At 71.6% G+C, this 25,539-nt stretch carries 22 protein-coding genes; 8 read left to right on the top strand and 14 right to left on the bottom strand.

The genetic code is table 11. The features are described 5' to 3' along the window. Positions 1 to 31: 31 nt before the first annotated feature. The 3 genes from ACGFMP_RS13780 (at position 32) to ACGFMP_RS13770 (ending at position 4,532) form a co-directional block, all read left to right on the top strand. Entirely contained in the window at positions 32 to 1,093 is a 1,062-nt protein-coding gene (locus ACGFMP_RS13780; protein ID WP_393672809.1) for an alpha-hydroxy acid oxidase, read from the top strand. Positions 1,094 to 1,234: 141 nt separating this feature from the next. Beyond that, the gene (locus ACGFMP_RS13775) at positions 1,235 to 2,689 is read left to right on the top strand and encodes a cytochrome P450 (protein WP_393672808.1); all 1,455 of its coding nucleotides are present in this window, start codon (positions 1,235 to 1,237) and stop codon (positions 2,687 to 2,689) included. Between the two features lie 100 nt (positions 2,690 to 2,789). Further along, a complete protein-coding gene (locus ACGFMP_RS13770) occupies positions 2,790 to 4,532 on the top strand; it encodes an MFS transporter (protein WP_393672415.1) in 1,743 nt (580 codons plus the stop codon). A gap of 225 nt (positions 4,533 to 4,757) precedes the next feature. On the opposite strand, the gene ACGFMP_RS13765 is transcribed toward ACGFMP_RS13770, so the two are convergent. Further along, a complete protein-coding gene (locus tag ACGFMP_RS13765; RefSeq protein WP_393672413.1) occupies positions 4,758 to 5,609 on the bottom strand; it encodes an alpha/beta fold hydrolase in 852 nt (283 codons plus the stop codon). A gap of 148 nt (positions 5,610 to 5,757) precedes the next feature. Next, entirely contained in the window at positions 5,758 to 6,579 is an 822-nt protein-coding gene (locus tag ACGFMP_RS13760) for an alpha/beta hydrolase (protein WP_393672412.1), read from the bottom strand. A 467-nt stretch (positions 6,580 to 7,046) separates the two neighbouring features. Here ACGFMP_RS13760 and ACGFMP_RS13755 point away from each other — a divergent pair, with 467 nt between their 5' ends. Beyond that, complete coding sequence (locus tag ACGFMP_RS13755) at positions 7,047 to 7,847, top strand: SDR family NAD(P)-dependent oxidoreductase (RefSeq protein ID WP_393672411.1); 801 nt, start codon at positions 7,047 to 7,049, stop codon at positions 7,845 to 7,847. A 40-nt stretch (positions 7,848 to 7,887) separates the two neighbouring features. Here ACGFMP_RS13755 and ACGFMP_RS13750 read toward each other — a convergent pair whose 3' ends face one another. After that, complete coding sequence (locus ACGFMP_RS13750) at positions 7,888 to 8,649, bottom strand: IclR family transcriptional regulator (RefSeq protein WP_393672410.1); 762 nt, start codon at positions 8,647 to 8,649, stop codon at positions 7,888 to 7,890. A 365-nt stretch (positions 8,650 to 9,014) separates the two neighbouring features. Here ACGFMP_RS13750 and ACGFMP_RS13745 point away from each other — a divergent pair, with 365 nt between their 5' ends. Then, positions 9,015 to 11,798: an AAA family ATPase gene (locus tag ACGFMP_RS13745; protein WP_393672409.1), complete on the top strand. Its 2,784-nt coding sequence runs from the start codon at positions 9,015 to 9,017 to the stop codon at positions 11,796 to 11,798. A gap of 287 nt (positions 11,799 to 12,085) precedes the next feature. Then, positions 12,086 to 13,117: a M28 family peptidase gene (locus ACGFMP_RS13740; RefSeq protein WP_393672407.1), complete on the top strand. Its 1,032-nt coding sequence runs from the start codon at positions 12,086 to 12,088 to the stop codon at positions 13,115 to 13,117. A 168-nt stretch (positions 13,118 to 13,285) separates the two neighbouring features. Here ACGFMP_RS13740 and ACGFMP_RS13735 read toward each other — a convergent pair whose 3' ends face one another. Beyond that, on the bottom strand, positions 13,286 to 13,627 hold the full coding sequence (locus tag ACGFMP_RS13735) for a hypothetical protein (protein WP_393672406.1): 342 nt from the start codon (positions 13,625 to 13,627) through the stop codon (positions 13,286 to 13,288). Between the two features lie 114 nt (positions 13,628 to 13,741). Beyond that, positions 13,742 to 14,776, bottom strand: coding sequence for a LuxR C-terminal-related transcriptional regulator (locus ACGFMP_RS13730; RefSeq protein WP_393672404.1), 1,035 nt, complete (start codon positions 14,774 to 14,776; stop codon positions 13,742 to 13,744). Between the two features lie 133 nt (positions 14,777 to 14,909). On the opposite strand from ACGFMP_RS13730, the gene ACGFMP_RS13725 reads away from it, so the two are divergent. Together ACGFMP_RS13725 and ACGFMP_RS13720 are read left to right on the top strand one after the other, a co-directional pair. Further along, positions 14,910 to 15,455, top strand: a complete 546-nt coding sequence (locus ACGFMP_RS13725) for a hypothetical protein (RefSeq protein WP_393672403.1) — start codon at positions 14,910 to 14,912, stop codon at positions 15,453 to 15,455. A 244-nt stretch (positions 15,456 to 15,699) separates the two neighbouring features. Further along, positions 15,700 to 16,977 carry a hypothetical protein gene (locus ACGFMP_RS13720; RefSeq protein ID WP_393672402.1) on the top strand — a complete coding sequence of 426 codons (1,278 nt, stop codon included), beginning with the start codon at positions 15,700 to 15,702 and terminating at the stop codon, positions 16,975 to 16,977. Between the two features lie 133 nt (positions 16,978 to 17,110). Here ACGFMP_RS13720 and ACGFMP_RS13715 read toward each other — a convergent pair whose 3' ends face one another. The 9 genes from ACGFMP_RS13715 to ACGFMP_RS13675 all read right to left on the bottom strand — a co-directional run bounded on the left by ACGFMP_RS13715 (position 17,111) and on the right by ACGFMP_RS13675 (position 25,538). Continuing rightward, the gene (locus ACGFMP_RS13715) at positions 17,111 to 17,923 is read right to left on the bottom strand and encodes a thioesterase II family protein (protein WP_393672401.1); all 813 of its coding nucleotides are present in this window, start codon (positions 17,921 to 17,923) and stop codon (positions 17,111 to 17,113) included. Beyond that, the gene (locus ACGFMP_RS13710; protein ID WP_393672400.1) at positions 17,910 to 18,131 is read right to left on the bottom strand and encodes a DUF5988 family protein; all 222 of its coding nucleotides are present in this window, start codon (positions 18,129 to 18,131) and stop codon (positions 17,910 to 17,912) included. Before ACGFMP_RS13710 ends, ACGFMP_RS13715 begins: the two co-directional genes overlap by 14 nt. Next, entirely contained in the window at positions 18,128 to 20,068 is a 1,941-nt protein-coding gene (locus tag ACGFMP_RS13705; RefSeq protein ID WP_393672399.1) for a dipeptide ABC transporter ATP-binding protein, read from the bottom strand. Before ACGFMP_RS13705 ends, ACGFMP_RS13710 begins: the two co-directional genes overlap by 4 nt. Beyond that, a complete protein-coding gene (locus tag ACGFMP_RS13700; protein WP_393672398.1) occupies positions 20,065 to 20,934 on the bottom strand; it encodes an ABC transporter permease in 870 nt (289 codons plus the stop codon). The genes ACGFMP_RS13705 and ACGFMP_RS13700 overlap by 4 nt, the downstream gene beginning before the upstream one ends. Positions 20,935 to 20,937: 3 nt before the next feature. Then, complete coding sequence (locus tag ACGFMP_RS13695) at positions 20,938 to 21,873, bottom strand: ABC transporter permease (RefSeq protein ID WP_393672396.1); 936 nt, start codon at positions 21,871 to 21,873, stop codon at positions 20,938 to 20,940. Continuing rightward, complete coding sequence (locus tag ACGFMP_RS13690; RefSeq protein ID WP_393672395.1) at positions 21,870 to 23,513, bottom strand: ABC transporter substrate-binding protein; 1,644 nt, start codon at positions 23,511 to 23,513, stop codon at positions 21,870 to 21,872. Before ACGFMP_RS13690 ends, ACGFMP_RS13695 begins: the two co-directional genes overlap by 4 nt. A gap of 183 nt (positions 23,514 to 23,696) precedes the next feature. Continuing rightward, a complete protein-coding gene (locus ACGFMP_RS13685; protein ID WP_393672394.1) occupies positions 23,697 to 24,203 on the bottom strand; it encodes a nuclear transport factor 2 family protein in 507 nt (168 codons plus the stop codon). Next, on the bottom strand, positions 24,200 to 24,622 hold the full coding sequence (locus tag ACGFMP_RS13680; protein ID WP_393672393.1) for an ester cyclase: 423 nt from the start codon (positions 24,620 to 24,622) through the stop codon (positions 24,200 to 24,202). Before ACGFMP_RS13680 ends, ACGFMP_RS13685 begins: the two co-directional genes overlap by 4 nt. An 88-nt stretch (positions 24,623 to 24,710) precedes the next feature. Continuing rightward, positions 24,711 to 25,538: an SDR family NAD(P)-dependent oxidoreductase gene (locus ACGFMP_RS13675; RefSeq protein ID WP_393672392.1), complete on the bottom strand. Its 828-nt coding sequence runs from the start codon at positions 25,536 to 25,538 to the stop codon at positions 24,711 to 24,713. Between the last annotated feature and the right edge of the window lies 1 nt (position 25,539).

Below are 25,539 nucleotides of genomic sequence, written 5' to 3'. Positions count from 1 at the left end.
CACGGGGCCGGCCGCCGGCCTGCTGACCCGGATGCGGGACCAGGCCAGGGCCCGGCTCGATCCAGTGCACTGGGACTTCTTCGAGGGCGGCGCCGGCGGCGAGCAGGCCGTCGGCGAGAACGAGGCGGCCTTCTGCCGGCTGGCTCTGCTCCCGCGGGTGCTGCGCGGCACCGGGCCGGCGGGCACGACCGTGGATCTGCCGGGCGCGCCCGGCACGCTGCCGGTGGTGGTCGCGCCGACCGCCTTCCACAAGCTGGCCCATCCGGCCGGGGAGCCCGCCACCGCGCGGGCCGCCGCAGCCGCGGGCGCGGTGATGACCACCTCGATGGCCTCGACCACCGCGGTCGGCGAAGTGGCAGCCGCGGCGCGCTCGGTACGGCCCGAGGCGGCGCTGTGGTTCCAGCTGTACCTCCAGCCGGAGCCCGCCGTCACCCGGGAACTGGTGCGGCGGGCGGAGGCCGCGGGTTGCACGGCGCTGGTGGTGACCGTCGACTCTCCTGCCTTCGGCCGGCGCGCCCGCGACGACCGCAACGGCTTCCACGACCTGCCTCCCGGGTACGCGGCCGAGAACATGCGCGATCTGCCGGGCGGGCCGCCCGGTGGCACCCGGCCGATCGTGATGTCGCCCGCCGTTTCCTGGGCCGACCTGCGCGCGCTGCGCGCGACCACGGAGCTTCCTGTGCTGGTCAAGGGAGTGCTGCACCCCGAGGACGCGCGGATCGCGGTGGCCGAGGGCGTCGCGGGCATCATCGTCTCCAACCACGGCGGCCGGCAGCTCGACGCGGCGCCCGCCGCGATCGAGGCGCTGCCGCCGGTAGCCGACGCAGTCGCCGGGAGGATTCCCGTACTGCTCGATGGCGGGGTGCGGTCGGGAGCGGACGTGGTGACCGCGCTCGCGCTCGGTGCGGCGGCAGTCGGGGTGGGCCGCCCCGTGCTGTGGGGGCTGGCCGCCGAAGGCGAGCGGGGAGTTGCCCGTGTCCTGGCGGAACTGCGCGAGGAGACGGCGCACGTGCTGACCCTGTGCGGGTCGGCCGACTGCGCCGGCGTCACCCGGGACCAGGTGGTGTCCCGGGGTGTGGCGGCGCCGTGGTGAGCGCCGAGAACGGCCGCTCGCGAGATGCGAAGGATGAGGGCGCGCGGGCGGCTCCGACGGAGTGGCGACTCGGATGAGGTGGGCGATGGGGACGAGGCGGACGAGGCGGACGAGGTGGGCATGATGAGGACGCTGGCCACGATGCCCGGCGCCGCGGGGGTCGCCGCGGTGGGGCTGGTGCTGTCCGGTCCGTACTGGCTGCCGCGCGCATTGGTCGCCCTACGGGTGCGGGTGTTCGCGGCCGTCAACGGTCCTGAGGGTGTCGTGGTGCCCAATGACCTCGTCGGGCCGGGGGAGTTCCTGCGCCTCTACTCCGACCCGGCGGCCGACGGGCGCAGCAGGGGCGCGGGCCTGTCCGACCTGTTCTGGTACTGGCTGGCTCCCGGTCCCGAGGTCCACCAGGAGCACCTGGAGCCCGGGCCTCGCCATGCGGCGGTCGCCCGCACCACCACGGAGGTGCTCGCCGGCACCAGCGCAGAACTGTCCGCGCGGGCCGCGGCCTGCGCGGCCAGGGTGCTGGACGAGCAGGTGCCGGGCGACGTCAGCCTGGTGCGGCTTCGCGACCTGATGATGCCGGTGTGGGCGGAATTCTTCCACGAGCTGGTCTTCGGCGAACCGTGCTCGCGGGCGGTGCGCGACCTGATCACCGGCAACGCCCGGGACGTGGTCGACTCGTTGAAGAACACCCGCCTCAGGCACATGCGTCGGCGCGAGCGGCTCACCCGCCACCTGCTGGGCCGGCTGGCCGCCGGTGAGGTCCCGCACGAGCTGCCGGCAGAGCTGGCCACCGACCTCGACAAGGCCCACTACCTGCAAGGAACGTTCTTCAACACCGCCGTTGTCCAGATGTCCGAGGCGATGGCGCATCTGCTGCTCGCGCTTGCCGAGCACCCCCGGGTGCAGAGCCGCTGCCGGGACGGGGGTCCGGACGGCGGATACGACGAGCGGTACCTCGGCCACGTGATGAACGAGGCCCTGCGGCGCTACCCGCTGTTCGGCATCGCGCACCGGATCACCAGCGCCCCGATCGATTCCGGCGCCGGCGAGGGCTACCCGGCCGGCACCGTGCTGTGTTTTGACTACCCCGCCTATCACGCCACCGGAATCGAGCGGCCCGAGGACTTCGACCCCGACCGTTGGGAGCACCTGTCGGTCAGGGACGCGCACCACATCCCGTTCGGGGTGGCCGCGAACCGGCCCTGCCCGGCCTGGCGCCTGGCACCACTGGTGACGCGCGCCGTCACGCACGAGGTGCTGGACCGCTTCGCGCTGCACTCCTCGGTGTCCCACACCAGGTCCATCCCCCACCGCGCGCCCTGCCTGCTGGTGCGCCTCGGGCACCGGCTGCCGCAGCACCGGCTGGCCGCCGCGATGGCGTCCCTGCGGGTGCGCGACCGCTGGGAGGACGTCGGGCGCAGCCTGCTGCAACTCGGCTTCGGTACGGCCATGGTGCTCCATGCGCGGCGGCTGCGGCCGGCAGCCACGTACTTCGCCCACCACGACGCCCAGGGACGTCCGCTGCACCCGACCGATGCTCCCGGCGACACCGGGACGGGCGACACGCACGCCGCGCACCACTGCCCGTACCCGCACTGACGCCGCCCGGCCGCACTCCCTCCGGCACTCCGGTCGTGCCGCTGCCGAGGGTCCGCGCCCGCTGCTGCACCTTGCTGCTTTCCGAAGAGGGGCTCCGCACATGAGCGCGACCGACGACAGCCGGCAGACCACCCCGGACGAAGGCGCCACCCTGGCGCGGCCGTCCTGGTTCTGGGGCGGCCTTGCCCTGCTCGGGGCCGGGCTCGCCCTGCACGTGCCGATGTACTTCGCGATGCGCGGTATCGGACCGCGCATGGGGCCGCACATGGAGTCCCGCGGAGGCGGAGCGGCCGGCACGGCGATGACCGTCGGCATGGTCCTGGTGGGCGTGGGACTGGCCCTGTCCCTGGCAGGGCTGGTGCGGCGGATACCCGACCCGGCGGGCCGCGTCGAGCGCTACCGCGTCGTCAGTGAGCCGCAGGCCGGGCTGACCGCCGCACACGTCAGGCTCATCGCGGCCCTGTCGCTCGCGCTGGTCGTGGACGTGATGAAGCCCGCGACGCTGGCGTTCATCATGCCGGGGATGAGGAGTGAGTACGGCCTGACACAGGGCCAGGTCTCCGTGCTGCCGGTGGTGGCCCTGACCGGGACCGTGGTCGGCTCCCTGGCCTGGGGCCACCTGGGCGACCGGGTCGGACGCCGCGCCACGGTCCTGATGTCCTGCCTGGTCTTCGCGGCGACCACGGTCTGCGCGGTGATGCCGACGTTCGGCTGGAACCTCGTGATGTGCTTCCTGATGGGAGCCGGCGCCGGGGGTCTGATCCCCATCGCCTACGCCATGGCGGCTGAGTCGCTGCCACCGCGACATCGGGGGCTGGTGATGGTGCTACAGGCGGGACTGGCCACCGTGCTCGCCTACTTCGCCACCAGCGGCCTGGCCCTGCTGCTGATCCCCGCGTTCGGGTGGCGGATCATGTGGTTCGCTCACGTGCCCTTCATCGGGCTTCTCCTCCTGATGAACCGCTGGCTCCCGGAGTCCCCCCGGTTCCTGGCCGAGACCGGCCGCATCGACGAGGCCCGCGGGGTGGGCGCGACGTACGGCATGGTGCTGGTCGCCGAGCCGGCCCCTCCCGTCGCGCGCGCCGAATCCGAGCCCCGCGCCACCGCCGGACCGCGAACGCCCGCTCTCCCCGCCCGCCCGCACACCCGGGGTGCCCCCGCCGCAGGCGGCGCGCCCGGCACCGGCGCCAAGGCGGGGTGGATGGCGCTGTTCGGCCCGCGCTGGCTGCGCCGCACCCTGGTGGTCGGGAGTTACGCCCTGTCCTGGGGGCTCATCAACTGGGGCTACATGACCTTCCTGCCCACCCTGCTCAAGGACGCCTCGGTGGCGGGCAGTTCACCCAATGGCCTGCTGTTCGTCTCGTCGCTGCTGGCGATCCCCGCCACCTTCCTGGTCGCGGTCTGCTACACCCGCTGGAGCAGTCGCAAGGCGATGGTGTCGTACGGGGCGCTGACCGTGGCCGCGCTCGGCCTGCTGGCCGCCACCGACATGCGGGGTGGCCGCGTCCTGACCATCGGCCTGCTCGCCCTGCTCATCATCGGCACGACCGGCATCGTGGCGATGCTGGCTCCGTACACCGCGGAGATCTACCCCACCGGAGTGCGGGCCGCGGGCAGCGGCCTGACGGCGGCGTGCACGAAGGCCGGAGGCATGTTCGGTCCACCCGCGCTCGCGGCACTGATCGCGCAGCACTCCGGCCCGCGGCTGGTCGCGCTCACCGTCGCCCTGCCCATGGCCGCTGCTACCTTCGCACTCGCGCTGCACGGCGAGGAGACCGCCGGCCGGGATCTTGAGGAGGACGGCGAGCCGTCGGAGGCCGCGATCGGCATGCCCGTCGTGTGACCGCGACGGGGTCGCCATCCGCGTCCAGGAGACCCTTGTCCCGCAGGCGCCGCCGGCCGCTGACCACTCCTTGTGGCCCGACGCGGCGGGCGGAGCGTCGCCGGCGCCCGCCCGGCTTCCGCGGAGGGCCGCTTCGGCCTTGCGGATGTGTTGAGACGCCGGACGGCGGGGCCGAAGCGGAGGGAGAGGACCTTGTCCGCCGCTCCGCTTCGGCCCCGCCGGTGGTCAGCGGGTCGCGTGCGCTGCCTGCTCGATGAGTCCGGTGACGATGCCGGGGTCGGTGAGCTGCGCGGCGTGCGGGGTGTTCGCGACGGTGATGTGTCCGTGAGCGCGGGTGGCCATGAATCGTTCGGCGGCCGCGGGGAGCAGGTGATCATCGTCGGAGACCAGGAACCACGACGGGATGGTCTTCCAGGCCGGGGCGCTGGAGTGGTCCTGCAGGGCCTGCAGGGTGATGGGGTGCTGTTCGGCGGCGAGCGCAGCCGATTCCTTCTTGCCCAGGCGGTTGCTCAGGAAGAGGTCGCGGTAGTGATCGGGCTTGGCGTAGAGGTCGATGCCGCTGGTGCCGTCGGTGGAAGTGAAGGGGACGGCGCTGAGGGCGGTGGGGAGGGGTGCGTCGGGATCGTCGGTGATGTGGGTACCGGGGAATTTCGCCGTCAGGTCCTGTGTGCTCTCACCCTCGTCGGGCGCGAAGGCCGAGACGTAGACGAGCGCCTTGACGTCGTTGTTGCCCGTGGCGGCGTCGGTGATGACGGATCCGCCGTAGGACTGGCCGACCAGGATGATGGGTCCCTTGACGGTCTTGAGGTACGAGCTCAGATAGGCGGAGTCGTCGGCCAGGCTGCGCAGGGCGGTGGGCGGGGCGGCGACGGGGTACCCGTCGTTCTGGAGTTTCCTGATCACGCCGTCGAAGCTGCCCGGCTCCGACCAGGCTCCGTTGACGATCACGATGGTGGGCTTCGGGGCCGAACTGCCGTGGGACGACGGTGCGGCCGAGGCCAACGTCGTCGCGCCGGCGGCGAGGGCGAGGCTGATGGCGCCGAGGACGGCGATGCGAAGAGACCGGGGCTTGGACACGTATGTCTCCTTGAACAGTGGTGTGGCGATCGTCGGTGGGGAGGAGCCGTTCCGCGTCGGTGCGGAACGACGGTGAGGGGCGCGGCGGGTCGGCCGCGAGATGATGCGCCGTGGTGGGCGTGTGGAGCAGGCGCGCGGTGCGCCGTGGTCACGAAAGGGCGGTGGCGTGTTCCTCCGCCCAGTCCAGGGCGTAGTCGGCGACTTCTTCCCAGCCCTTCTGGCCGACGATGAAGTGCGAGCGTCCGGCGAATTCGCGGTAGTCGGTGACGGCGGGCGACTTCCGGTAGAGGCGCCGGTTGGCCTTGTTCACCTTGGGAGGGACGATGTGGTCGGCCCCGCCGGCGATGAACAGGAGCGGGGCCCGTCGGCTGTTGCGGAAGTCGATCCGGCTGGCGGCCCTGGGGTTGAAGTTGGCGAACGCTCCCTGAAAGAGCACGCGGGCCGGTCCAGGGACGGCGTACCGCTCGTAATGTGCGGCCGACTCGGCCTCGCTGAGGGTGTTGGTGACGGCGTAGCGGAACTGCTCCGCCGTCAGTTGGACGGCCTTGTTCCTGTTGGCGGGGTTGCCCAGGACCGGCCAGGTGGACCGGAGTGTGGACAGGGGCAACGGAAGCACGCCCTTGACGGCTGCCGAATCGATGGCGACTCCGGCGCGTCCGAGTCCGCGGTCGAGCAGGATCTGGACGATGGTGCCTCCGAAGGAGTGGCCCATGATGACGGGCTGGTGACCAAGACCGCGGATGATCGTCTCGTAGTGGTCGGTCACCTCCCGGATGCCGACCCCGGCGATGCCGGCCGGGTCGCGTCGCAGGTCCTCGACCTCGCGGTCCAGGCCGGGCCAGGCCGGGGTGACGACCCGGTAGCCGCGGGCCTCGTAGTGGTGTCTCCACCCCTCCCAACTCCGTGGTGTGACCCACAGGCCGTGGATGAGCACGATCGTGCCCACCGGGTTGCCGTCTGTTTCGCTCATACCGATCTCCGTGCCTGTGGAGGCTGTGTTCTTTTCCGCGGTGCGCTCGAAGTCCGGCGCCGGGATTGCACGGTGGGGGGGAGAACTCCTCCCGCCCCCTTTCCCACCTCGCGTGGGAAGCAGGTCCGCTGCGGCGTCGAAAGTCAGTGCCGGCACTTCTCGCCGCCGGCCGCGCCGAACCGCAACCCCAGGATTCCCCGGCACGCTGTGCGCGGCATCTGTCGATCGACCGCCGCGTCGCCGACTGCTCGGCAGCCGTTCGTCCGGCGATCGCGCACGCGAGAACCCCTGCGGGGAAGGACGGACCGGCCCCGCCACCAGCCGGCCGCGGAGGGGCGGCGCGAGGCACAGTCACGAGCACCGTCATTCGACGTAGGCGGGCGGGGTCGGGCCGCGCCGATACTGGCGACGTGGGCGGTTGCGTCCCGTCCGGGCCGAGTGGGCCCCGTGCGCCGCTGAGGAGTCTGATGTCGAAGATCGTTCTTGTCACCGCGGCATCCACAGGACTCGGGGCGATGACGGCATTGGCGTTGGCCGGCGCCGGTCACACCGTGTATGCCGGGTTCGGGCCCGCCCGCGAAGTGGCGCCCGACGATCTCACCGCGGTGGGGGGACAGGTGCTGGCGCAGGACGCGCGACTCCACCCCCTTGCGCTCGACACCGCTGACCAGCGCTCGGTCTCCGCCGCGATCGGCGAGGTCACAAGGCGCTCCGGCCGCATCGACGCGGTGATCCACGCCCTCGGTCCCGTACCGCGGGGACCGGTGGAGTCCTTCACCCCCTACCAGCTGGCGCAGATCTACGACGCGAACGTGCTCTCCAGCCAGCGGGTGAACCGTGCCGTATTGCCAGCCATGCGCGAGCGCCAGGACGGGCTGTTGATCTGGGTGGTGCCTTCCCGGCACAGTGCCGACGCGACCCCATACCTCGCGCTGCATTCGGAGGCCGTCACCGTGATCGACCACCTGGCGGCGAGTTACGCCAGGGAACTGTCCGGCTTCGGCATCGAGGTCTCCACCGTCACGTCTGGAGCGCTCACCGCCGACATCCGTCGGCACCCGAGTCTGATCCATCCTGACGACACCGAGACCTTCGCCGCCTACGAAGGTCGGCATCCCGGTCTCGTGGACAGCGTGGACAGCGCCCTCGCGCGCCAGGCGGCCACCGAAGCGGACATCGCCCGGACCGCCGAGGCCATCGTGGGAGTGGTGAACGATCCGAAGGGAGGCCGGGGGCGCCGAAGCACGGTCGGTGCATCCCCGGGGTGACCGACACGGCGGGCGCGAGGCGGCCGAAGCGCCTCGGGAGTCACCCGGCCTGGTGACCTACGAGAGCTCGGGAGATGCCGCGGGCGGTGGCACGGAGGGAAGGAGCGACCTCCTCAACGGATCGAGTGCCGGTTCGGAAGCAGAGGGAAACGGCTGCCACCACGGAGTCGTCCGGTCCGTGGATGGGCGCGCCCACACAGTGGATGTCAGGACCCATCATCCGATCGCTGGAGGCGTAGCCCTTCCTGCGAACCGCGGCCAGAAGGGATCGGTACAGGCCGACGTCCGTGACGGTGCTGTCGGTATAGCGGGGAAGCGGGCTTCCCAGGTATTCCTCGCGCACGCCCTCGGGGGCATGGGCGAGCAGCACAAGTCCCGACCCCGTCGCAAAGGTGCCGAAGCGTCCGCCCGCCCGGCTGATGACCTGCGGAGCCCGGGGCGTGCTGAGACGTTCCAGGATGACGACGTCCAGGTGGTTTCGGACGGAAAGGTGGATGTGCTGCTCCTTCGTCGCGTCGTAAAGATTCTGGATGAACGGCATGGCGATATTCCGAATACCGTGACCGCGCGGGGAGAGGGCGGCCAATTCCCAAAGTCGCAGACCCACCCGGTACCGTCGGTCCTGGCCGCGTTCGAGGGCGCCCCAGGCGACGAGTTCAGCGGCACGGCGATGCACGGTGGGGAGCGAGAGTCCCGTCCGCCGCGACATTTCCGTGAGCGTCAGTGCGGGAGTCTCATGAGAGAACACCTCGAGCAGGGCCAGGACTTTACCGGTCACCGACACGCCGTTCTCACCCGACACCTTCTCCGCCTTTCGCGCGTGATCGTCTTCATCGTGGATGCCCGCTCGGAGCCCGGGGTCGACGGGGGTCGTCGTACCGGTACCGAAGGGCCCCGGAAGGCTTCAGGGCTTCACCAGCGTACATCAGCGCCATTACCGGGCGGCGCGGTGCGACGGACGGTGCCACAGTGTGCGACGGGTGCGGGAAAAGGCATCGAGCGGGCTCCGAACCTGAGGGAAGTCGCACCAGGCTTTCATTCAGTGAAAGTTTTTTTGCCGCCCGACGATCGGGAGGTACGGTCCGACCGTTCGTGATTCCCATGCAGAGCAGAGCCGGGGCAAGGCAAGCTTGCGCACGGTAGCGGCGGTTGACTGGAGCGTGACCGTTGAAAAACCTTTTCGAGGACGACCTCCCCCATTCCCTGGTGGGACGCGCGCGCCAAGTCGAGGACATCTGTGACTTCCTCGTCACCACCCATCGCGGTGGTGCGCTCCTGCTGTCCGGACAAGCGGGTGTGGGGAAAACCGCTCTGCTGGACGCTGCGGCGGAAGCGTTGTCCCCGGAAGTGACGCGAATCGTGCGTGCCGCCGGAGTCGAATTCGAAACCGACGTGAGCTACTCAGGGCTCAACCAGCTCCTTTTCCCCCTCGCTGATTTCTTCGGTGAACTCGACGACGCGCACAGCGGAGCCCTGCGTACGGCGCTGGGTTTCGACAGCGGACCGCCGCCGGACCGGCTCGTCGTGTCCAGTGCGACCTTGCTGCTCCTGCGGCGGGTTGCCGCCGTGAGTCGGCTGCTCCTCGTCATCGACGACCTGCCGTGGCTCGACCGTGCCAGCGCGGGCGTTCTCGCTTTCGTCGCACGCAGACTCCAGGGCAGTCAGGTCCGCTTTCTGGGAGCCATGCGGTCGGGGAGCCAAACGCCCTTCCACCGCCTGGGGCTTCCCGAGTACGAGGTTCCGCCACTGGACGGGACTGCTTCGAGGGAGTTGCTCGACGCACGTTTTCCCCACCTCGCCGAGCGGGTACGGGAGCGGCTGCTGCTCGCGGCCGAGGGCAACCCCCTGGCGCTGATCGAGTTGCCGACCGCGCTCAGCGAACCGCAACTCGTGGCTTCCGAGGACCTTCCGCCCCTGCTGCCACTCAGCCAGCGGCTGCAGGCCCTGTTCGTCTCCCGCGTCTGCGCACTTCCCGATGCCACGCGGGGTCTGTTGCTGCTCGCAACCCTCGACGGAACCGGTGATCCGGGTGTCCTCCAGGCATCGGCGCGCGAGGCCGGGCACGAGGGCGGTATCGAAGCCCTCACCCCCGCCGAGGAGGACCGGCTGGTGCACTTCGACCAAGGCACCAGGCTGCTGGTCTTCCGGCACCCCCTGATCCGCTCGGCTGTGGTGGAGGCTTGCACCGCCGCCCAGCGTCGCGCGGCTCATCGTGCGCTTGCCCAGGTGCTGCTGGACCAGCCCGAGCGCCGGGCCTGGCATCTGGGGGAGGCGTCCGTCGAGCCGGACGAGGACGTGGCGATCCTGCTCGAACAGGCCGCCCGCCTCATCTCCGGCCGCGGCAACGCCAGCGGTGCGGTGTCGGCTCTCATACGGAGCGCCGATCTGACCCCTCGCGGGGAGGACCGGGCCCGCAGGCTGACCGAGGCCGCCTATATCGGCGCCGACGCCACCGGGGATCTGCACGGTGTGTCGGACCTGCTGGCCCACGCGCGCCGGGCGGATCCGGATCTGACGGACTCCCTGCATTCCGCTGCCGCTGCCGTCTACCTGACCATCAACGGTGGCGGGGACGTCGACACCGCGTACCACCTGCTCGTGAGTGCGATCGAATCCGGCACCCACCGTTACGACGCCAAGGACGTCGCTCTCATCGACGCCATTCACCTGCTGTTGCTCCTGTGCTTCTACACCGGCCGTGCGGAAATGTGGCCTCCCTTCTACACAGCTCTCGCCCGGCTGCGTCCGGAGCCGCCTCCGCTGCTGTCCGCCGCGGGCAGGACCTTCTCCGACCCGGCTCGATCGGGAGTTGCCGCCCTGGAACAGCTGGGACCCATCCTCGACGGCCTTCCCCACGAAACCGACCCCGGACGAATCGTGAGGATCGGGACCGCCTCGCTCTACGTGGACCGATTGGCCGACCTGCGTGAGTCTTCTTGGCGAGTCGTCCGTCAGGGGCGGGATGGGGGCCCGCCGCGAAGAACGCTCGGCGCACTGATGCACCTGTGCCTGGGCGACTACCTCAGTGGTGGTTGGGACGAGTGCGATGAACTGGCCGCGGAGGGACTGCAGCTGTGCGAGGAGTCGGGATACCGGTTCTTCGCCTGGTATTTCTGGTACTGCCGAGCCATCGTCGCCGCCGCGCGTGGTGATGACGGCTCGGCCGAGCGACTCGCCGACCGGATCACCCGGTTCGCGACACCACGGGGCATCGGGACGGCACTGCACTACGCCCGGCACGTTCGCACCGTCGCGAGCATCGGGCGCGGGGATTTCGAGAGCGCCTACCAGCAGGCCGCGGCCATCAGTTCCCCGGGCACCTTCGCCTCCCACGTGCCGCATGCGTTGTGGGTGGCGATGGACCTCGTCGAAGCGGCGGTCCGTACCGGCCGCCGTGAAGAGGCGGCCGCTCATGTACGCGCGATGCAGGAGATCGACATGGCGGCGCTCTCACCCCGGCTGGCCCTGCTCGCCGGCGGCTCGGCCGCACTGTGCGCCGAGGGGGACGAGGACGCGATGCGTCTGTTCGGCAGGGCCCTGGCGGTGCCGGGCGTCGAGCGGTGGCCGTTCGATCTCGCCCGAGTGCGGCTCGCCTACGGCGAACGGTTGCGGCGAGCGCGGGCGAACGTGGACTGCCGGGCACCGCTGAGCCAGGCCAACGACGCCTTCGTCCTGCTCAAAGCCCGGCATTGGATGGAACACGCGTCCAAGGAGCTGCGCGCCTCCGGATGGACCGCACCGAGGGCCGGAGCCGTCGAGCGTCGGGTGCTCACGCCCCAGGAACGGCAGATCGCCGAGCTGGCGGCGTCCGGCCTCAGCAACAAGGAGATCGCAGAGCGGCTCTATCTCTCCCACAGGACGATCGGCGCGCACCTCTACCAGATCTTCCCCAAGCTCGGCATCTCCTCGCGAGCGGCACTCCGCGACGCGCTTGCAGGCCTGGACGAGTAACGTGACCTGGCTGGTCGGGAGTCTGGGCCCCGAGGTGGGTCCGCTCCGCGAAGGAGGGCACGTCCAGCCGGGAATGCCGGCGTGCCGCCCCGGGGAGGCAGGGGTCACCCGGATACGTCGGACGCCGATGAAGCGCCCGGCAGCTCCGCGGGAAGGACGGATCGCCCGCCGCTAAGGTGGGAAGGCCCCGGTTGTCCCTCTGACGTCCGGAGCGCGGGACGTGCCGGGTGCGGGTCGGCCGCGTCGACCAACCAGGGAGAGTACGGGTGGATGTCGTGGGGCCGTCGATGGCCACACGCGCGGTGGACCTTGTCCGCGCCTGGGAGCCGCCGGTGGCGGCGGACCGGCTGCGGCGCCATGTCGAGGTGCTGGCGGCGGGTCCGCGCAGTAGGCGGCATGCCCCGCGCGCCATGGCCGACGCGGAAACGTACGTGACAGCCGCGCTCCGCTCGGCGGGGTGGCAGGTGCGGCGCCAGCCCTTCGATGTGCGGTGGCGTGTGGGGGCGACCGACCGGCCGGGGAACAGGGCCATCGCCCTGAAAGCGCGGGTGCACCCGCGGCTGCGGGGCGCCAACCTGATCGCGACCCTCCCAGGTGCGGGTACCGGGCCCGCGGTGGTCCTCGGCGCGCATCTCGACACGGTGCAGGGCAGCCCGGGAGCCGACGACAACGCCTCAGGCGTCGCCGTCCTGCTGGAGAGCGCGCACCTGCTGGCGACGCTGCCGGACGCCCCGCCCGTCGTCCTGGCGGTGTTCGACATGGAGGAGCTCGGCCTGATCGGCTCCCGCCACGCCGTGCGGGCGCTGGGCCGTGAGCGGTCCATCCGGGGCATGGTCTGCCTGGAGTCCGTCGGATTCTTCTCCGAAGAAGAGGGCAGCCAGCGCCTGCCAGGCGGATTCTCCGCGGTCTTTCCCGCGGCCGCCTCAGCCACGCGAGATGCGGGCCTGCGCGGGAACTTCACCCTCGTGGTGCATCGGCGAAGCTCCGCGGAGGCGGCCGTGGCATGGCAGCGGGCGGCGGCACAGACGGCGCCCGCCCTCCCCGGTATCCTGCTGCGCGATCCACGCCCGGACGGCCTGCTCGGTGCGCTGGCCGGCCTCGCCGTCCCGCCCGCCAACCACCTGGGGCGCAGCGACCACGCCCCGTTCTGGAACGCGGGCATCCCCGCGCTGATGCTGACGGGAACCGCCAACTTCCGGAACCCCGCCTACCATCGGCCCGCCGACACCTCCGACCTGCTGGACTACCCCCGACTGGCCGCTGTCACGGCAGCGACCGCGGCGACCGTCGCAGCCTGGGCGGCGTTGCCCGAGGCATGACACGCCGGTCCCGACCTTCGGCGGGGCGCTGTCGTGGGCTGCCGTGCCGGGAGGCTCCATCCCGAGGATCTCGTGACGTCATCGTGCACGCCGCCGATCGGCAGCAGGCGCAGTACCGCGAAACCGCCGGACTCCCACCGCCTGTCGCTCGGAAGTGACCGCGGCAGGTCACAGACCGATCCAGGGCGGCGGGCGGCGCGGCCGCTGGCCCTGGTGGAACTCCGGCGGGCGGCGCGGCCCCACCGCTTTCCTGAAGACGCCGCGGACGAACATCGCCCCCAGGCAGGCCGCCACCACGGTCTCGGTGATGGCGCTGACCGGATACCCCGCGGCAAAGAACCCCGCGGCGATTCCCCCCACGACCACCGCCCCGCCAGCGCGCAGCACGTACATGGCGCGATCCGACGAGTCGCCCCGATGGGAGAGCGACCAGGACGCGACCGCGTAGCCGTAGACCGCGGCCTCCACGACCAGGAGGCCGAACAGCAGCAGTACTTCCTCGTTCACCATGCCACGATTGGTGCGCCGCACACGGGTCCATGTCATGAGTACGAAGACCCGTTTCCGGCACCGCGTCACCGCGTCGCCGGGACAGGTGGATGGTGGGTGACAGGGGGCCGCCGGTCAGCAGGAGAGGGTGGCGGCCAGTTCGTCGCGGCCGTTCACCCGGATTTTGCGGTAGATGGCTTTGAGATGGTCGTTGACGGTGTACTGCGACAGTTCGAGGCTGCGGGAGATCTGTTTGCCGGAGCGGCCTTCCAGGACATGTTCGATGACGGTGCGTTCCCTGGGGGTGAGGGAGTACCACGCTGCGACCGCGGGCAGCAGCTGGCCGGTGGTCGCTGCCTGCACGGTGATGGCCACTTCGCCGGGGCGGGCGCCGGCCAGCTGCTGGGCTTGCAGCGCGGCGAAGCCGTGCCGGGTGGGGATGCGGCTGAGCACCGGGTCGTCTTGGCGGCGGGCGGCGGCCGCGAAGTTCCAGAGGGAGAGCGACAGGTCCTCGTCGGTGTCGAGGGCCGACGAGGGAAAGCACATCCGAAGCCAGTGGCGCGCGGTCGGGGTCGCGGAGGCGATGGCGTCGTTCCCATCGAGGACCAGCACGCCGGGCGGCATCGTGGCGGGCAGGGGACGCGGTCTGGCACGGGCGACGTACTCGCGCAGCGAGGCGGCCAAGGGTGCCGCGATCTGCCGGGCGCTGTCGATGTCGGCCTGTGAAAAGAGCGGTCGCCCTCGTTCGCGCAACAGGACCAGCGTGCCCCAGTGGGCGGCGCGGTCGACCAGGCGGAGCCGCAACTCACTGCCCCAGCCGTCCATGTCCATGCTTTCGAGCAGCGCCGCGCCGCCCTGTGGTGCGGCGACTGCGACATTCAGCACAACGGCGGTAGCAGGAGCCGCTGTTGGTCGCCGGGACGGGTGGGGGCGCTGGTCGAACAGGCCGGCTGTCTTGAGGCGGCGGAAGTGAGCGCAGCTGTAGCCGTGGTGTTCGATCAGGAAGCACCCGGCGCCGGTGACCGGGTCCTGTCCGGAGAGCATGTATCCGTCGTGCGGGACGAGTCGGTGGAGCTGGCGGGTCAGTGCACCACCGAGGTCGGGCAGGGTCTCCACCTGCGCCGCGGCCTTCCGCGCGGCATGGGCGACGGACAGTGGCACGGGGGGCATCGCAGGAGTATCGCAATCCGCAACCCCCCAAGTCCAGGGATGGGTACCCGGCGTGGGCTGCCGCACGATGGTGATCGGCCGGGTACGGCGGTGTCCTGCCGCTGTCGGTGAGCCCTATCGCAGAGGAGTTCTTGTGCGTCGAATCCTGGTGGTCGTCCTGTCCGTCTCCGCCCTGCTCGCGAGTGGCGCGGCCTCGGCAACCGCGGGCACCACCCCCGCCGGAGCTGTGTCATCCGTCAGGCCGAACGGCGGCTGGTTGCCCGAGCCGATCCCGCCGTTCGACGCCGCGGCGGGCGTGCTCTGCGACTTCCCCGTGCACTGGGACGTCGTCGAGAACCAGGTCCGCACGAAGATCGTGGCGACCTACCCGGACGGCAACCCCAAGCGGCAGCTGGCCGCTGGTGCGCTTCTGCTGAACGTCAGCAACGCCGCCACCGGCGTGAGCACCCAGGTGGACGCCGGCGGCAGCGCACTGATCGACTACGGCACGGACGGCTCCATGGTCTGGCACGTGGTCGGACCGGTCATCGCCCGCCTGCCCGAGGGCTCCAGCAACCTGGCGCGCGGCCTCTACGCCATCGACGGGGTCTACCGGATCGCCTTCAGCCCGACCGGTTTCAAGACCGTCACGCTCGTGCACGGCACCGTCCACAACCTCTGCACCGACCTGGACCAGTAGGCCGCCGCACACGCCGCACCCGGCTGGTCAGCCCCACCGCGCCAGAACCGGTCACGGCGGCCGCGGTGAGGTCCTTTCCTGCCGGGCGGCTCGCGCCCGGGGCATGCGGTCCGCCCATCGTTTATGAGCCGCCTGTGTGCAGGAGGGTGGCGGAGCCGATGGCCCTGACGCATCATCAGTCCCATTGGGTACGCCCGGCGCGTGCGCGGGGCGTACGTCACGGCGTGGCACGGAGGGGAACGCGATGAGCGACGGCGGGCGGGGCGTCAGCAGGCGCGGGGTACTGGCGGGGACGGTGCTCGGCGTCACGGCGCTGTCGGGGATGCCGGCCCACGCACTGACGGCGGTGGGCAGGGGCGCGCCCCCGAAGAGGCGGACGGCGGCGCCGGTCCTTTCGCGTACGGCGGCCGGGCACACCGTCCTCGCCCGGCCGCTGGCGAACCCCGACGGCTCGAATCCGCTGATCCAGATCAGGGACGTCAACCGCTACGGCCAGGTGCTGGGAATGATCGACGCGGGCGAGAGCGCCATGCCGCGATGGCCCACGGCGATCTGGTCGAACGGCCATGTCACGGTGCTGCCTTCGCCGGTGGCCGAGGCCTCGGACTGCGGCGCGACCCGCCTCAACGACCGGGGTCAGGCGGCCGGCTACTACACCGTCGAGGGCCGGACACACGCCACCGTGTGGACCGGAGGGGTGCCGCGCGTGCTGGACATCGGCACCGTCTACAGTCGGGCCACCGCCCTGAACAACCTCGGGCAGGTCGCCGTGTTCGGCTATGACGTGCCGAGTGGGGAGACCGCCACGTGGAGCACCGTCTGCCTGGTGGGCGGGAGCACCGTGACCACGGTCACCCCGCCGCCGTCGAGGAGCGGCATGACCTTCACCGCGCGCGCGGTCAACGACCGGGGCGAGGTCCTGATGCTCGGCAGCCTGCCGCAGAGTTCGTGGCACTCCGCCTTCCTGTGGCGCGACGGCGCCGTCGTCGCCGACTTCACCGACGTGGGCGGAACGTGGAGCTTGCAGGGCGTCGGCGGCCTCAACGCGCGCGGCGACGTCGCAGGCGACTACTACTCGCCCGACGCGCGCGCGTTCAGGTGGTCAGGCGGCGCGCTGACGTCCTTCACCGGCCCGGGCGGCGGCACCGCCTCGGTGTCGGACCTCTCCATATGGCGGGCGCTGAACGACGCCGGGGACGTGCTCGGCTACAGCAACAGCTCGGCCGGCCACCATGCCTTCGTGTGGAGCGGCGGCCGCGCCACCGACCTCGGCACCCTCGGAGGCACGCGCAGCGACCCGGTCGGCATCAACAACAGCCGCCAGGTCGCCGGAGGTTCACAGCTCGCGGACGGCTCCTATCGCGCCTTCCTGTGGCGCGCCGGCGAGATGATCGCGATCACCCCGCCGCCGGGATACGCCACCACGGCCGCCTCCGCGATCACCGAACAGGGCGAGGTCCTGGGCAGTGCCGCCACCGCCGACGGCTCCCGTAGCGCGTACTTCCGCTGGACGGTCCGCTAGGACCTCTGCCCCGGGGACGCGTCGGTCAGTGCCCGCGGGCATGCGGACTGCCCTTGGGAGGGCGCGGGCATGCCTTCGGCGAGTGCGGCGGGCGGTCGGCGAGGCGGGCAGGCCGGCGTCGGCCTGCCCGCCGTCACGCCGTCCGGGCGGCGTCCCCCTGCGGAACTGCCCGCAGGCGGCCCCGCAGCAGCGCGGCGATCTCACCGAACCGGCCGGTGAGGTAGAAATGGCCGCCCGGATACGTCCTGACCTCGTGGCGCGAAACGGTGTGGACGCTCCAGGCGACGGCCTCCTGGGGCAGCACATGCGGGTCGCTGTCGCCGGTGAGCACCGTGATCGGACAGTCGAGTGCGCGCCCCGGCCGGTAGCGGTAGGTCTCCACGGCCTGGTAGTCACCGCGGACCGCGGGCAGCAGCAACCGCAGCATCTCCTCGTCGCCGAGCACCTCGCTGTCCGTGCCCCCCGTCCGGCGCAGTTCGGCCACCACGCCGGCGTCATCGCGCAGATGCACGTCGTCCGGGCGGTGGATGTGGGGTGCGCGGCGGCCGGAGGCGTAGAGCGCGACCGGGGCCGGGTGCCCCGACCTCCGCAGCCGGCGCGCGACCTCGTAGCCGAGCAGGGCGCCCATGCTGTGGCCGAGCAGCGCGTAGGGGCGGTCGAGCAGCGGGAGCAGCACCCGGGTCACCTCGTCGGCGAGGTCGTGCAGATCGGTGCGCGGCGGTTCGAGGCGGCGCTCCTGCCGACCGGGGTACTGGACGGCCAGCACGTCCACGTCCGGTGCCAGCGAGGCCGAGAGCCGGAACCAGAAGGTGGCGGAGCCGCCCGCGTGCGGCAGGCACACCAGCCGCAGCGGCGCGGCGGGCGCCGGATGGAAGCGCCGGACCCACTCGCCGGCCGCCGGGCCGCCGGCCGGGGTGCCGGTCCCCGCGGCCTCACTCGGCGACATACGTCGTCCTCGCCCAGGTGAAGACGCTCAGGTCGGTGCCGTCGCGGTGCTCGGTGCGCCCGGCGGGGTGGAAGTGCTCCCACCGGTTCCCGCGGTGGACCTTGACCGGCCCTTCGAGGTCCACCACGAAGCGGATCCGCTCGTCGTCGGGGAACCCGATCCTGGGGCCGCCCTCGAGAATCGCGTTGGGCTGGGTCTGAACGGTCATGTCGTGACGTCCTCCTGTGTCGGCGGGCGGGCGGATGAGAGTTCTGCGGGGTGGCCCGCGGTCACGGTGATCCCGCCTGGTCCGGCCCCGGTCTCGGCCTCGGCGGGCGCCTCCGGGCGTGGCACCGCGGCCAGCAGCGCGCGCGTGTACGGGTGTGCGGGTGCGGCGAAGAGCTCACTTACCGTCCCGGACTCCACGATCCGCCCGTCCTTCATCACGATCAGCCGGTCGCTGACGTGGTGGACGACGCCGAGATCGTGCGAGATGAACAGCAGCGCCACTCCGGTCCGCTGCTGGAGGTCGGTGAGCAGGTCGAGGATCTGGGCCTGGATGGACACGTCGAGCGCGGAGACCGGCTCGTCGCAGACGATGACGTCCGGCCGGGGTGCGAGCGCGCGGGCGATGGCGACGCGCTGCCGCTGCCCGCCGGACAGGTCGAGCGGCCGCCGGGACAGCAGTGCGCTGGGCAGGCCGACCTGGTCGAGGAGTTCGCACGTCCTCGCCCTGCGCTCGCGGCGCCCGCGGACGCCGTCCCTGGCCACCGCCTCGGTGATGATCCGCTCCACGCTCCACCTCGGGTCGAAGGAGCCGAGCGGGTCCTGGTGCACCGTCTGCACCCGCCTGCGACGCTCGCGTCGGTCGGCCGCGGTGCCTTCGTCCCAGCCGCGGCCGTCGATCAGGACCGTCCCGCTGTCGGGCCGTTCCAGGCCGAGCACGATCCGGGCGACGGTGGTCTTGCCGGAGCCGGACTCTCCCACCACGCCCAGCGTCTCGCCGGCGCGCAGGGTCAGCGAGACGTCGTCGACGGCCTGGAAGCCGCCGCCGTCGGGGGCGGGGAAGCGCTTGGCGAGTCCGGCCGCCTCGATCAGGACGGCTCCCTTTCCCCCCTCCCTGTGCGCGGTGCCGGCCCTCAGGGGCACGGCGGCGGCGGGCGCCGGCAGCACCGCGCCGGGATACCAGCACAAGGTCCTGTGCCCCGCGGCCCCCGCCGCGTCGTCCAGAGGCACGCCTGCCTGGACGGCCGACGGCAGCGAGGTGCGGCAGCGGTCGTCGGCCAGCGCGCACCGTGCGGCGTAACCGCAGCCCTGCTCCGTGCCCGGCCGGCCGTCATCCGAGGTCACGGCCAGCCGGGTGCCTTTCAGGTGGGTGGCGGGCACAGCGGCCAGCAGCGCCCGGGTGTAGGGGTGCTCGGGCTTTTCCAGTACGGCGGCCGCGGGCCCCTGCTCGACGATCCGTCCTGCGTGCATGACGGCGATACGGTCGGCGAGCCGGGCGACCGCGGCGAGGTCGTGGCTGATCAGAAGGAGGGCGACGCCGTCCTGCACGAGGTCGCCGAGCAGGTCGAGGATCTGGGCCTGGACGGTGACGTCGAGGGCCGTGGTGGGCTCGTCGGCGACCAGGAGCTCAGGGCCGCCGGCCAGCGCGGTGGCGATCAGGGCGCGCTGGCGCAGTCCACCGGAGAGCTGGTGCGGATACTGCCGGGCCCGGCGGGCGGGCTCCGGCACCCCGGTACGGGTCAGCAGCGACAGCACGCGTTCCTTGACCCCGGCCCGGTCGACCACCCCGTGTACGCGCAGCACTTCGCCGATCTCCGCACCCACGGTACGCAGCGGGTCGAGGGAGACCAGCGCGTCCTGGAGCACCAGGCCGATCCGCCGCCCGCGCAGCGACTTCCAAGCCCGCTCGCCGGTACGCGTGAGGTCGGTGCCGTCGAAGGCGAGCCGGTCGGCGGTGACCGACGCGGCACGTCCGGTGAGCCCGAGCAGGGTGCGGGCGGTGACGCTCTTGCCGGATCCCGATTCGCCGACCAGGGCCAGGCACTCGCCGGGCCGCACGGCGAAGGAGATGCCGCGGACCACCTCGGTCTGCTCGCGGCGCGGACCGAAGGCGATGCGCAGCCCGTCGGCCTCGAAGAGCGGTTGCGTGGAGTGCGTCATCGGGCGCTCCTTCGGGTGAAGCGCGACCGGGCGTGCGTGCCGACGACGTTGACGCAGATCACGGTGGTGGTGATGGCCAGTCCGGGGAAGAGCGCGAGCCACCAGGCGGTCTGCAGGAAGTCGCGTCCGGCCGAGAGCATCGCGCCCCATTCCGGTGACGGGGGCTGCGGGCCGAGACCGAGGAAGCTCAGGCCCGCGGCGGCGATCAGCGCCGTGCCGAAGCCGATCGTGGCCAGCGTCAGCAGCGGCGCCAGCGTGTTGGGCAGGATGTGGCGCAGCAGCAACTGGTGGCGGCGCAGGCCCAGTCCGCGGGCCGCTTCGACGTACCCGGACCGGAGTACGACCATCGCCTCCGCGCGGACCAGGCGCCCGTAACCGGGGATGAAGGCCAGGCCGATCGCGATCATGATGTTCCCGGTGCCCGAGCCGAGGACGGCGATGACCAGCAGGGCGAGCAGCAGGTCGGGCAGCGACAGCAGGATGTCGGCGATCCGCATCAGGATCTGGTCGGCGGCCCGGCCGCCGAGCGAGGCGGCAAGACCGAGTACGGTGCCGCCACCGATGGCCAGCGCGGTGGCGCCGAGGCCGAGCAGCAGTGAAGGCCGGGCGCCGTAGAGAACCCGGCTGTAGAGGTCCCGCCCGAGCTGGTCGGTGCCGAACGGGTGGGCGCCGCTGGGTCCCTGGAGGGCGTTCACCGGGTCGGTCAGGTCAGGGCCGCGGCTGGTGAACAGGCCGGGCGCAGTGATCACGGCGGCGGCGAGCAGCAGGATCACGGCGGCGAGCAGCACGGTCGGCGGCAGGGCGCGGCGCGCCGTGCGGGTACGGCGGACGGTCGGGGTCCGGCCGGACAGGGTGAGGGTCGCCACGGTTCAGCCCTTCCGGAGTCGCGGGTCGATGACGGGGTAGAGCAGGTCCACCGCGGTGGACAGCAGCACGAAGGCGGCGGCCGAGAGCAGCACAAGGCCGGAGACCAGCGGCATGTCCTTGGTGTTGATGGCCTGGAGGGTCAGTGCCCCCACGCCGGGGCGGCCGAAGACCGTCTCGACCAGGACCGCGCCGCCGAGCAGGCTGCCGGTCAGCCAGCCGGTGAGGGTGACCAGGGGGATGGTGGCGTGCCGCAGCGCGTGCCGTAGCAGGACCGCCGTGGAGCCGAGACCGCGGGCCCTGGCGGTGACCACGTGCGGCTGGCCGAGCGCGGCTTCGAGCCCTTCGCGCAGCACCTGGCCCAGCACGCCGGCCAGCGGCAGGGCCAGGGTCACCGCGGGCAGCACCAGTGACGAGAAGTCCTCCGCGCCGGCCACGGGGAAGAGGGTGAAGTGGAAGGAGAAGACGGTCAGCAGGATGATGCCGACCCAGTAGGTGGGCGTGGAGACCGTGATGCGCTCCCAGGTGGAGGCGAGCGTCCTGAGCAGCGGCCTGCGCCCGGCCGTCGCCACCGCGGTGAGCACCGCGAGGGCGACGGCCAGGACGAGTGCCCCTGCCGCGAGTTGCACCGTCGGCATCAGCTGATCGCCGATGAGCGCGGTGACCGGCCGCTGCAGCTGGTACGACTGCCCGAAGTCGCCGGTCAGCAGCCGCCCCAGGTAGTGGACGTACTGCTCGGCCACCGGCTGGTCGAACCCGTTCTCCGAGCGGATCTGCCGTCGGACCTCGGGGCCTGCCTGGGTGGCCGGGCCGAGCAGGACGGCGACCGGGTCGCCGGGCATCAGTTGCAGCGTGACGAAGGCGAGGGTCGCGGCTCCGAAGAGGACGGCCGCCGCCCCCAGCACGCGCCGGGCGATGGCCCGCAGCAGGGCGCTGGTCACTTCTTCGAGACCCAGGTGTCGTAGAAGTACGACCAGGCGGTGGGGCTGAAGGCGAAGCCCTTGACCTTGCTGCTCACGCCGTCCAGGATCGACGGGACGTAGACCGGGATGACGGTGGCGAGGTCGATGACGCGCTGCTGGGTCTTGGCGTAGAGGTCCGCCCGGGTGGCGGGGTCCAGGGTCGCGGCGGCGTCGTCCGTCCACTTGTCGAGCTGCGGCTCGGAGTAGACCGTGGCGTTCTGCCCGCCCTTCTTCAGATCGCCTGAGCTGTTGAAGAACAGACGCAGCACGTCGGGCTCGTTGCGGGCCCAGCTGTTGTCGAGGATGTCCTCCTTGGCGCCGTAGGCGAGGGTGATGTATTTGCCGTTGTCGTAGGTGGGCCTGGTGATCTGGACGCCGACCTTCTTCAGGTCGGCCTGGAAGGCCTCGCCGAGCGCGGCGCGGTTGTCGCGGATGAAGGCGGCGGGCAGCTGCGGCCATTCGGCGGTGAGCCGCTTGCCGTTCTTGGTGCGGTAGCCGTCCCCGTCACGTGTGGTCCAACCCGCCTGGTCCAGCAGCCGGTTGGCGAGAGCCGGGTCGTAAGGCCAGGCGTTCACCAGCGTCTTGTCGTAGCCGGGAGTGGAGGGCGACAGCGGGCTCCAGGCGCGCTCGTACTGTCCGAACTCGACCGTCTTCACGTCCTGGCCGATGTTGATCGCGCGCTGGACCGCCTTGCGCACCAGGGGGTCGTCGAACGGCGCCTTGGAGGCGTTGAGGAAGAGGTTGTAGACGCCGCCGGGGGTGTTCTTGCGCGCGATGGCGACCTTCGGGTTCGCCTCGACCGTCTTGACGTTGGCGGCCGGCACCGCGCGGGCCACGTCGACCTGGCCGCTCGTCAGGGCGCCGACGCGGACCGAAGGCTCGGGCAGGAAGCGGAAGACCAGCTTGTCGAGGTAGGCGGCGCCCTGGTGCTTGGCCGTCTCAGGAGCCCACTTGTACGCCGGATTCCGGGTGAGTTCCGCGCTCTGCGACTTGGTGTAGCGGGAGAAGACGAAGGGGCCGGTGCCGACCAGCGCGGGGCCACCGGAAGCGAACTTCGCCGCGTCGGCGGTGATGGCCTTCGGCGAGTAGAAACCGAGGTAGGTGGTGCTGGCGGCCTGCAGGAAGGGGGCGAAGGCGCGGGAGAAGTTCACCTTCACCGTGTAAGGGTCGACGACGGTGGTGCCGGTGTACGGGCCCAGCAGGCTGGAGGCGTACTGCGACTTGGTCTTGGGGTCGGCGATCCGGTCGAAGTTGGCCTTGACCGCGTCGCCGTTGAAGGGGGTGCCGTCGGTGAAGGTGACGTCGTGGCGCAGCTTGAAGGTGAAGGTCTTCAGGTCCTTGGAGACTTCCCACGAGCTGGCGAGCCATGGCTTGAACCCGCCCGAGTCGTCCTGGGAGATCAGCGAGTCGAAGATGTTGCGGTCGAGTTCGCCGGTGATGTCCTGCGGGCTGACGTGGATGTCCCAGGACACCGGTTCCGTGTCGACGGCGAAGGTCACGGAGCCGCCGCTGACCGGCTTGGAGGAGGCCGCGGCGTCCTCGGTGCCCGCGGCGGAGGAGCACCCGGCAGCGAGCAGGACACAGGCCGTGACGGCTATCAGGGGTTTGAGTCCGGACATGACTGTGCGCATACGGCTGCTCCGTGGATTTCGGTGGGTTGCGGAACCCGGTGGTCCCGTGCGGCGGCGGCCTCCGTCACGGGGCCGCCGCCTGCCATGAACGTAGTGGCGGGAGGGGGTGGACAAGGACCCCTATCGACCCCTATCGCACCCCAGAATCAGCCACGCCACGCCATGTCGCGGTCAGCTCTCCCGGGCCCGGACGGCGGCCCCGGCGCTCAGCGAGACCGGCTCCCGCCCGGCCCTGACCGTCCATCGCTCCAGCAGCTCGGCGGGCGGCGGAACAGCGGCGAGTCCGGGCATACGGGGTACGGACATGCGGTAGCTGATCCGCCATCCGTCGGGGGTGCGCACCAGCTCGTCGAGGAAGTCGCCGTTGTGCATCTCGCCCGACGGGATCATCGACAGGTACCGGCTCCTGGCCCGGACCGTGCCGTCGTCCTCGTCCACCAGGATCACCGTCTCCAGGGTGTGGTGGTCGACGGTCCCGGTGCGGTGGTTGCGGGTGAACTCCCGCACGGCTTCAAGGCCGGGCAGCGAATAGCCGCGGCCGATGCCGTTCTCGACCACGGCGTCCTCGGTGAAGACCAGGGACAGGGATTCGGCGTCGCCGTTGTCGAAGACGTGTGAGAACAGGGCCAGTACCTGGTGGATCTCCAGGACGTCGGCGGGGCTCAGGCCGGTCGTCACGCGCTCTCTCCCGTCAACTGCCGCACCACGCCAAGCCGGTCGGGCAGCACCTTGTAGCGGGTGATCCGGCCGTCCTCGAGGGTGAAGGTGCTGATGCTGACGCCGCTGAAGCGGCGGCCGCTGGCGGGGACACCGAAGATCTCGGCCCGCTGGACGCCCTCCAGGCGCCAGTACGCCACCACACGGTCGCCCTCGGCGATCAGGTCCGTCAGCACGGTCTTGGCGTCCTCCACGGACTCCCACAGCCACCGGGCGTGCACCCGGAAGTCCTCCCGGCCCGCGCCGGTCCCCTCGGGGCCCACGCGCGTCTCGTCCACCGCGTCCTCGGCGAGGATCTCCTCGGCGACGTCGAGACTGCGGCCGTTGACGAATTCCTCGAAGTACCTGCGGACAACGTCCTTGTTGTGTTCGGTGCTCATCGTGCCCACTTCCTCGGGTGGTGGTTCTGACGGTGGATCGGTGCTGCGGGGTGTGGGGCCCGGCCATGCCAGGTCCGCTTCCGCCGGGTCAGTAGAGTGGGCCGCCGGGGGTCGCCGGCGGGGGCAGCAGGCCGGTGCTCGCGCTGAGCCCGCCGTCGACGGGGATGGTCACGCCGGTGACGAACCCGGCCGCGGGCGACGTCAGGAACCAGATCACCTCGGCCTGCTCGCGGGCGTCCGACCAGCGCTGGAGCGGTATCCGGCGGGTCAGCGCGTCGTGGAGCCGCGGGTTGGCCAGCACCCCCTCGGTCATCCCGGTCACCGCGGCTCCGGGGGCGATGGAGTTGATCCGGATGTTCTCGACCGCGTAGTCCAGCGAGGTGGCGCGGACGAGGTTGATGACGGCGGCCTTGGCCGCGTTGTACCCCCAGACCCCCGCGTCGCCCCGCAACCCGGAGATCGACGAGGTCACCACGATCGAGCCGCCGCCGGTCGGGCGGAAGGCGGGCACGGCCGCCCTGATCCCGGCGGCGACCCCCCGCACGTTGACGGCGAGTATCCGGTCGAAGCGCTCCAGCGCGCCATCCGACTCCAATGGCCCAGCGCCGCCGATACCGGCGTTGAGCACGGCCGCGTCGAGCCGGCCGAAGGTCTCCACGGCGAGCCGGACGGCCTCCTCGTTGACGTCGAGCCGGGAGACGTCGCCGGCAAGGGTGAGGACGCCGTCCAGCGCGGACAGCTCCTTGAGCCCCTCCTCCGCGACGTCCACGGCCACGACACGGTGGCCGCGCTCCGCGTAGAGCTCGACGGCTGCGCGGCCGATGCCGGACGCGGCGCCGGTGACGACGGTCACCGGCCGGTCGGCGGGGGCGGAGGACGGCTCCGCTGCCTGCTGGTGTGCGGCGGGAAGGGTCATG

The sequence above is a fragment of the Streptomyces sp. NPDC049040 genome, from assembly GCF_043197715.1.
Classification (GTDB): domain Bacteria; phylum Actinomycetota; class Actinomycetes; order Streptomycetales; family Streptomycetaceae; genus Actinacidiphila.
The sequence above is the reverse complement of the archived record's forward strand: the minus strand, read 5'-3'. Positions and strand labels throughout refer to the sequence as shown.

Excerpts from the sequence above, each read along its gene's own strand:
- ACGFMP_RS13775 (WP_393672808.1), top strand. The coding sequence starts at position 1,235 with ATGCCCGGCGCCGCGGGGGTCGCCGCGGTGGGGCTGGTGCTGTCCGGT.
- ACGFMP_RS13755 (WP_393672411.1), top strand. The coding sequence starts at position 7,047 with ATGTCGAAGATCGTTCTTGTCACCGCGGCATCCACAGGACTCGGGGCG.
- ACGFMP_RS13735 (WP_393672406.1), bottom strand. The coding sequence starts at position 13,627 with ATGGTGAACGAGGAAGTACTGCTGCTGTTCGGCCTCCTGGTCGTGGAG.
- ACGFMP_RS13710 (WP_393672400.1), bottom strand. The coding sequence starts at position 18,131 with ATGACCGTTCAGACCCAGCCCAACGCGATTCTCGAGGGCGGCCCCAGG.
- ACGFMP_RS13675 (WP_393672392.1), bottom strand. The coding sequence starts at position 25,538 with ATGACCCTTCCCGCCGCACACCAGCAGGCAGCGGAGCCGTCCTCCGCC.
- ACGFMP_RS13760 (WP_393672412.1), bottom strand. The coding sequence starts at position 6,579 with ATGAGCGAAACAGACGGCAACCCGGTGGGCACGATCGTGCTCATCCAC.
- ACGFMP_RS13705 (WP_393672399.1), bottom strand. The coding sequence starts at position 20,068 with ATGACGCACTCCACGCAACCGCTCTTCGAGGCCGACGGGCTGCGCATC.
- ACGFMP_RS13690 (WP_393672395.1), bottom strand. The coding sequence starts at position 23,513 with ATGTCCGGACTCAAACCCCTGATAGCCGTCACGGCCTGTGTCCTGCTC.
- ACGFMP_RS13680 (WP_393672393.1), bottom strand. The coding sequence starts at position 24,622 with ATGAGCACCGAACACAACAAGGACGTTGTCCGCAGGTACTTCGAGGAA.
- ACGFMP_RS13740 (WP_393672407.1), top strand. The coding sequence starts at position 12,086 with ATGGCCACACGCGCGGTGGACCTTGTCCGCGCCTGGGAGCCGCCGGTG.
- ACGFMP_RS13770 (WP_393672415.1), top strand. The coding sequence starts at position 2,790 with ATGAGCGCGACCGACGACAGCCGGCAGACCACCCCGGACGAAGGCGCC.
- ACGFMP_RS13720 (WP_393672402.1), top strand. The coding sequence starts at position 15,700 with ATGAGCGACGGCGGGCGGGGCGTCAGCAGGCGCGGGGTACTGGCGGGG.
- ACGFMP_RS13780 (WP_393672809.1), top strand. The coding sequence starts at position 32 with ATGCGGGACCAGGCCAGGGCCCGGCTCGATCCAGTGCACTGGGACTTC.
- ACGFMP_RS13715 (WP_393672401.1), bottom strand. The coding sequence starts at position 17,923 with ATGTCGCCGAGTGAGGCCGCGGGGACCGGCACCCCGGCCGGCGGCCCG.
- ACGFMP_RS13730 (WP_393672404.1), bottom strand. The coding sequence starts at position 14,776 with ATGCCCCCCGTGCCACTGTCCGTCGCCCATGCCGCGCGGAAGGCCGCG.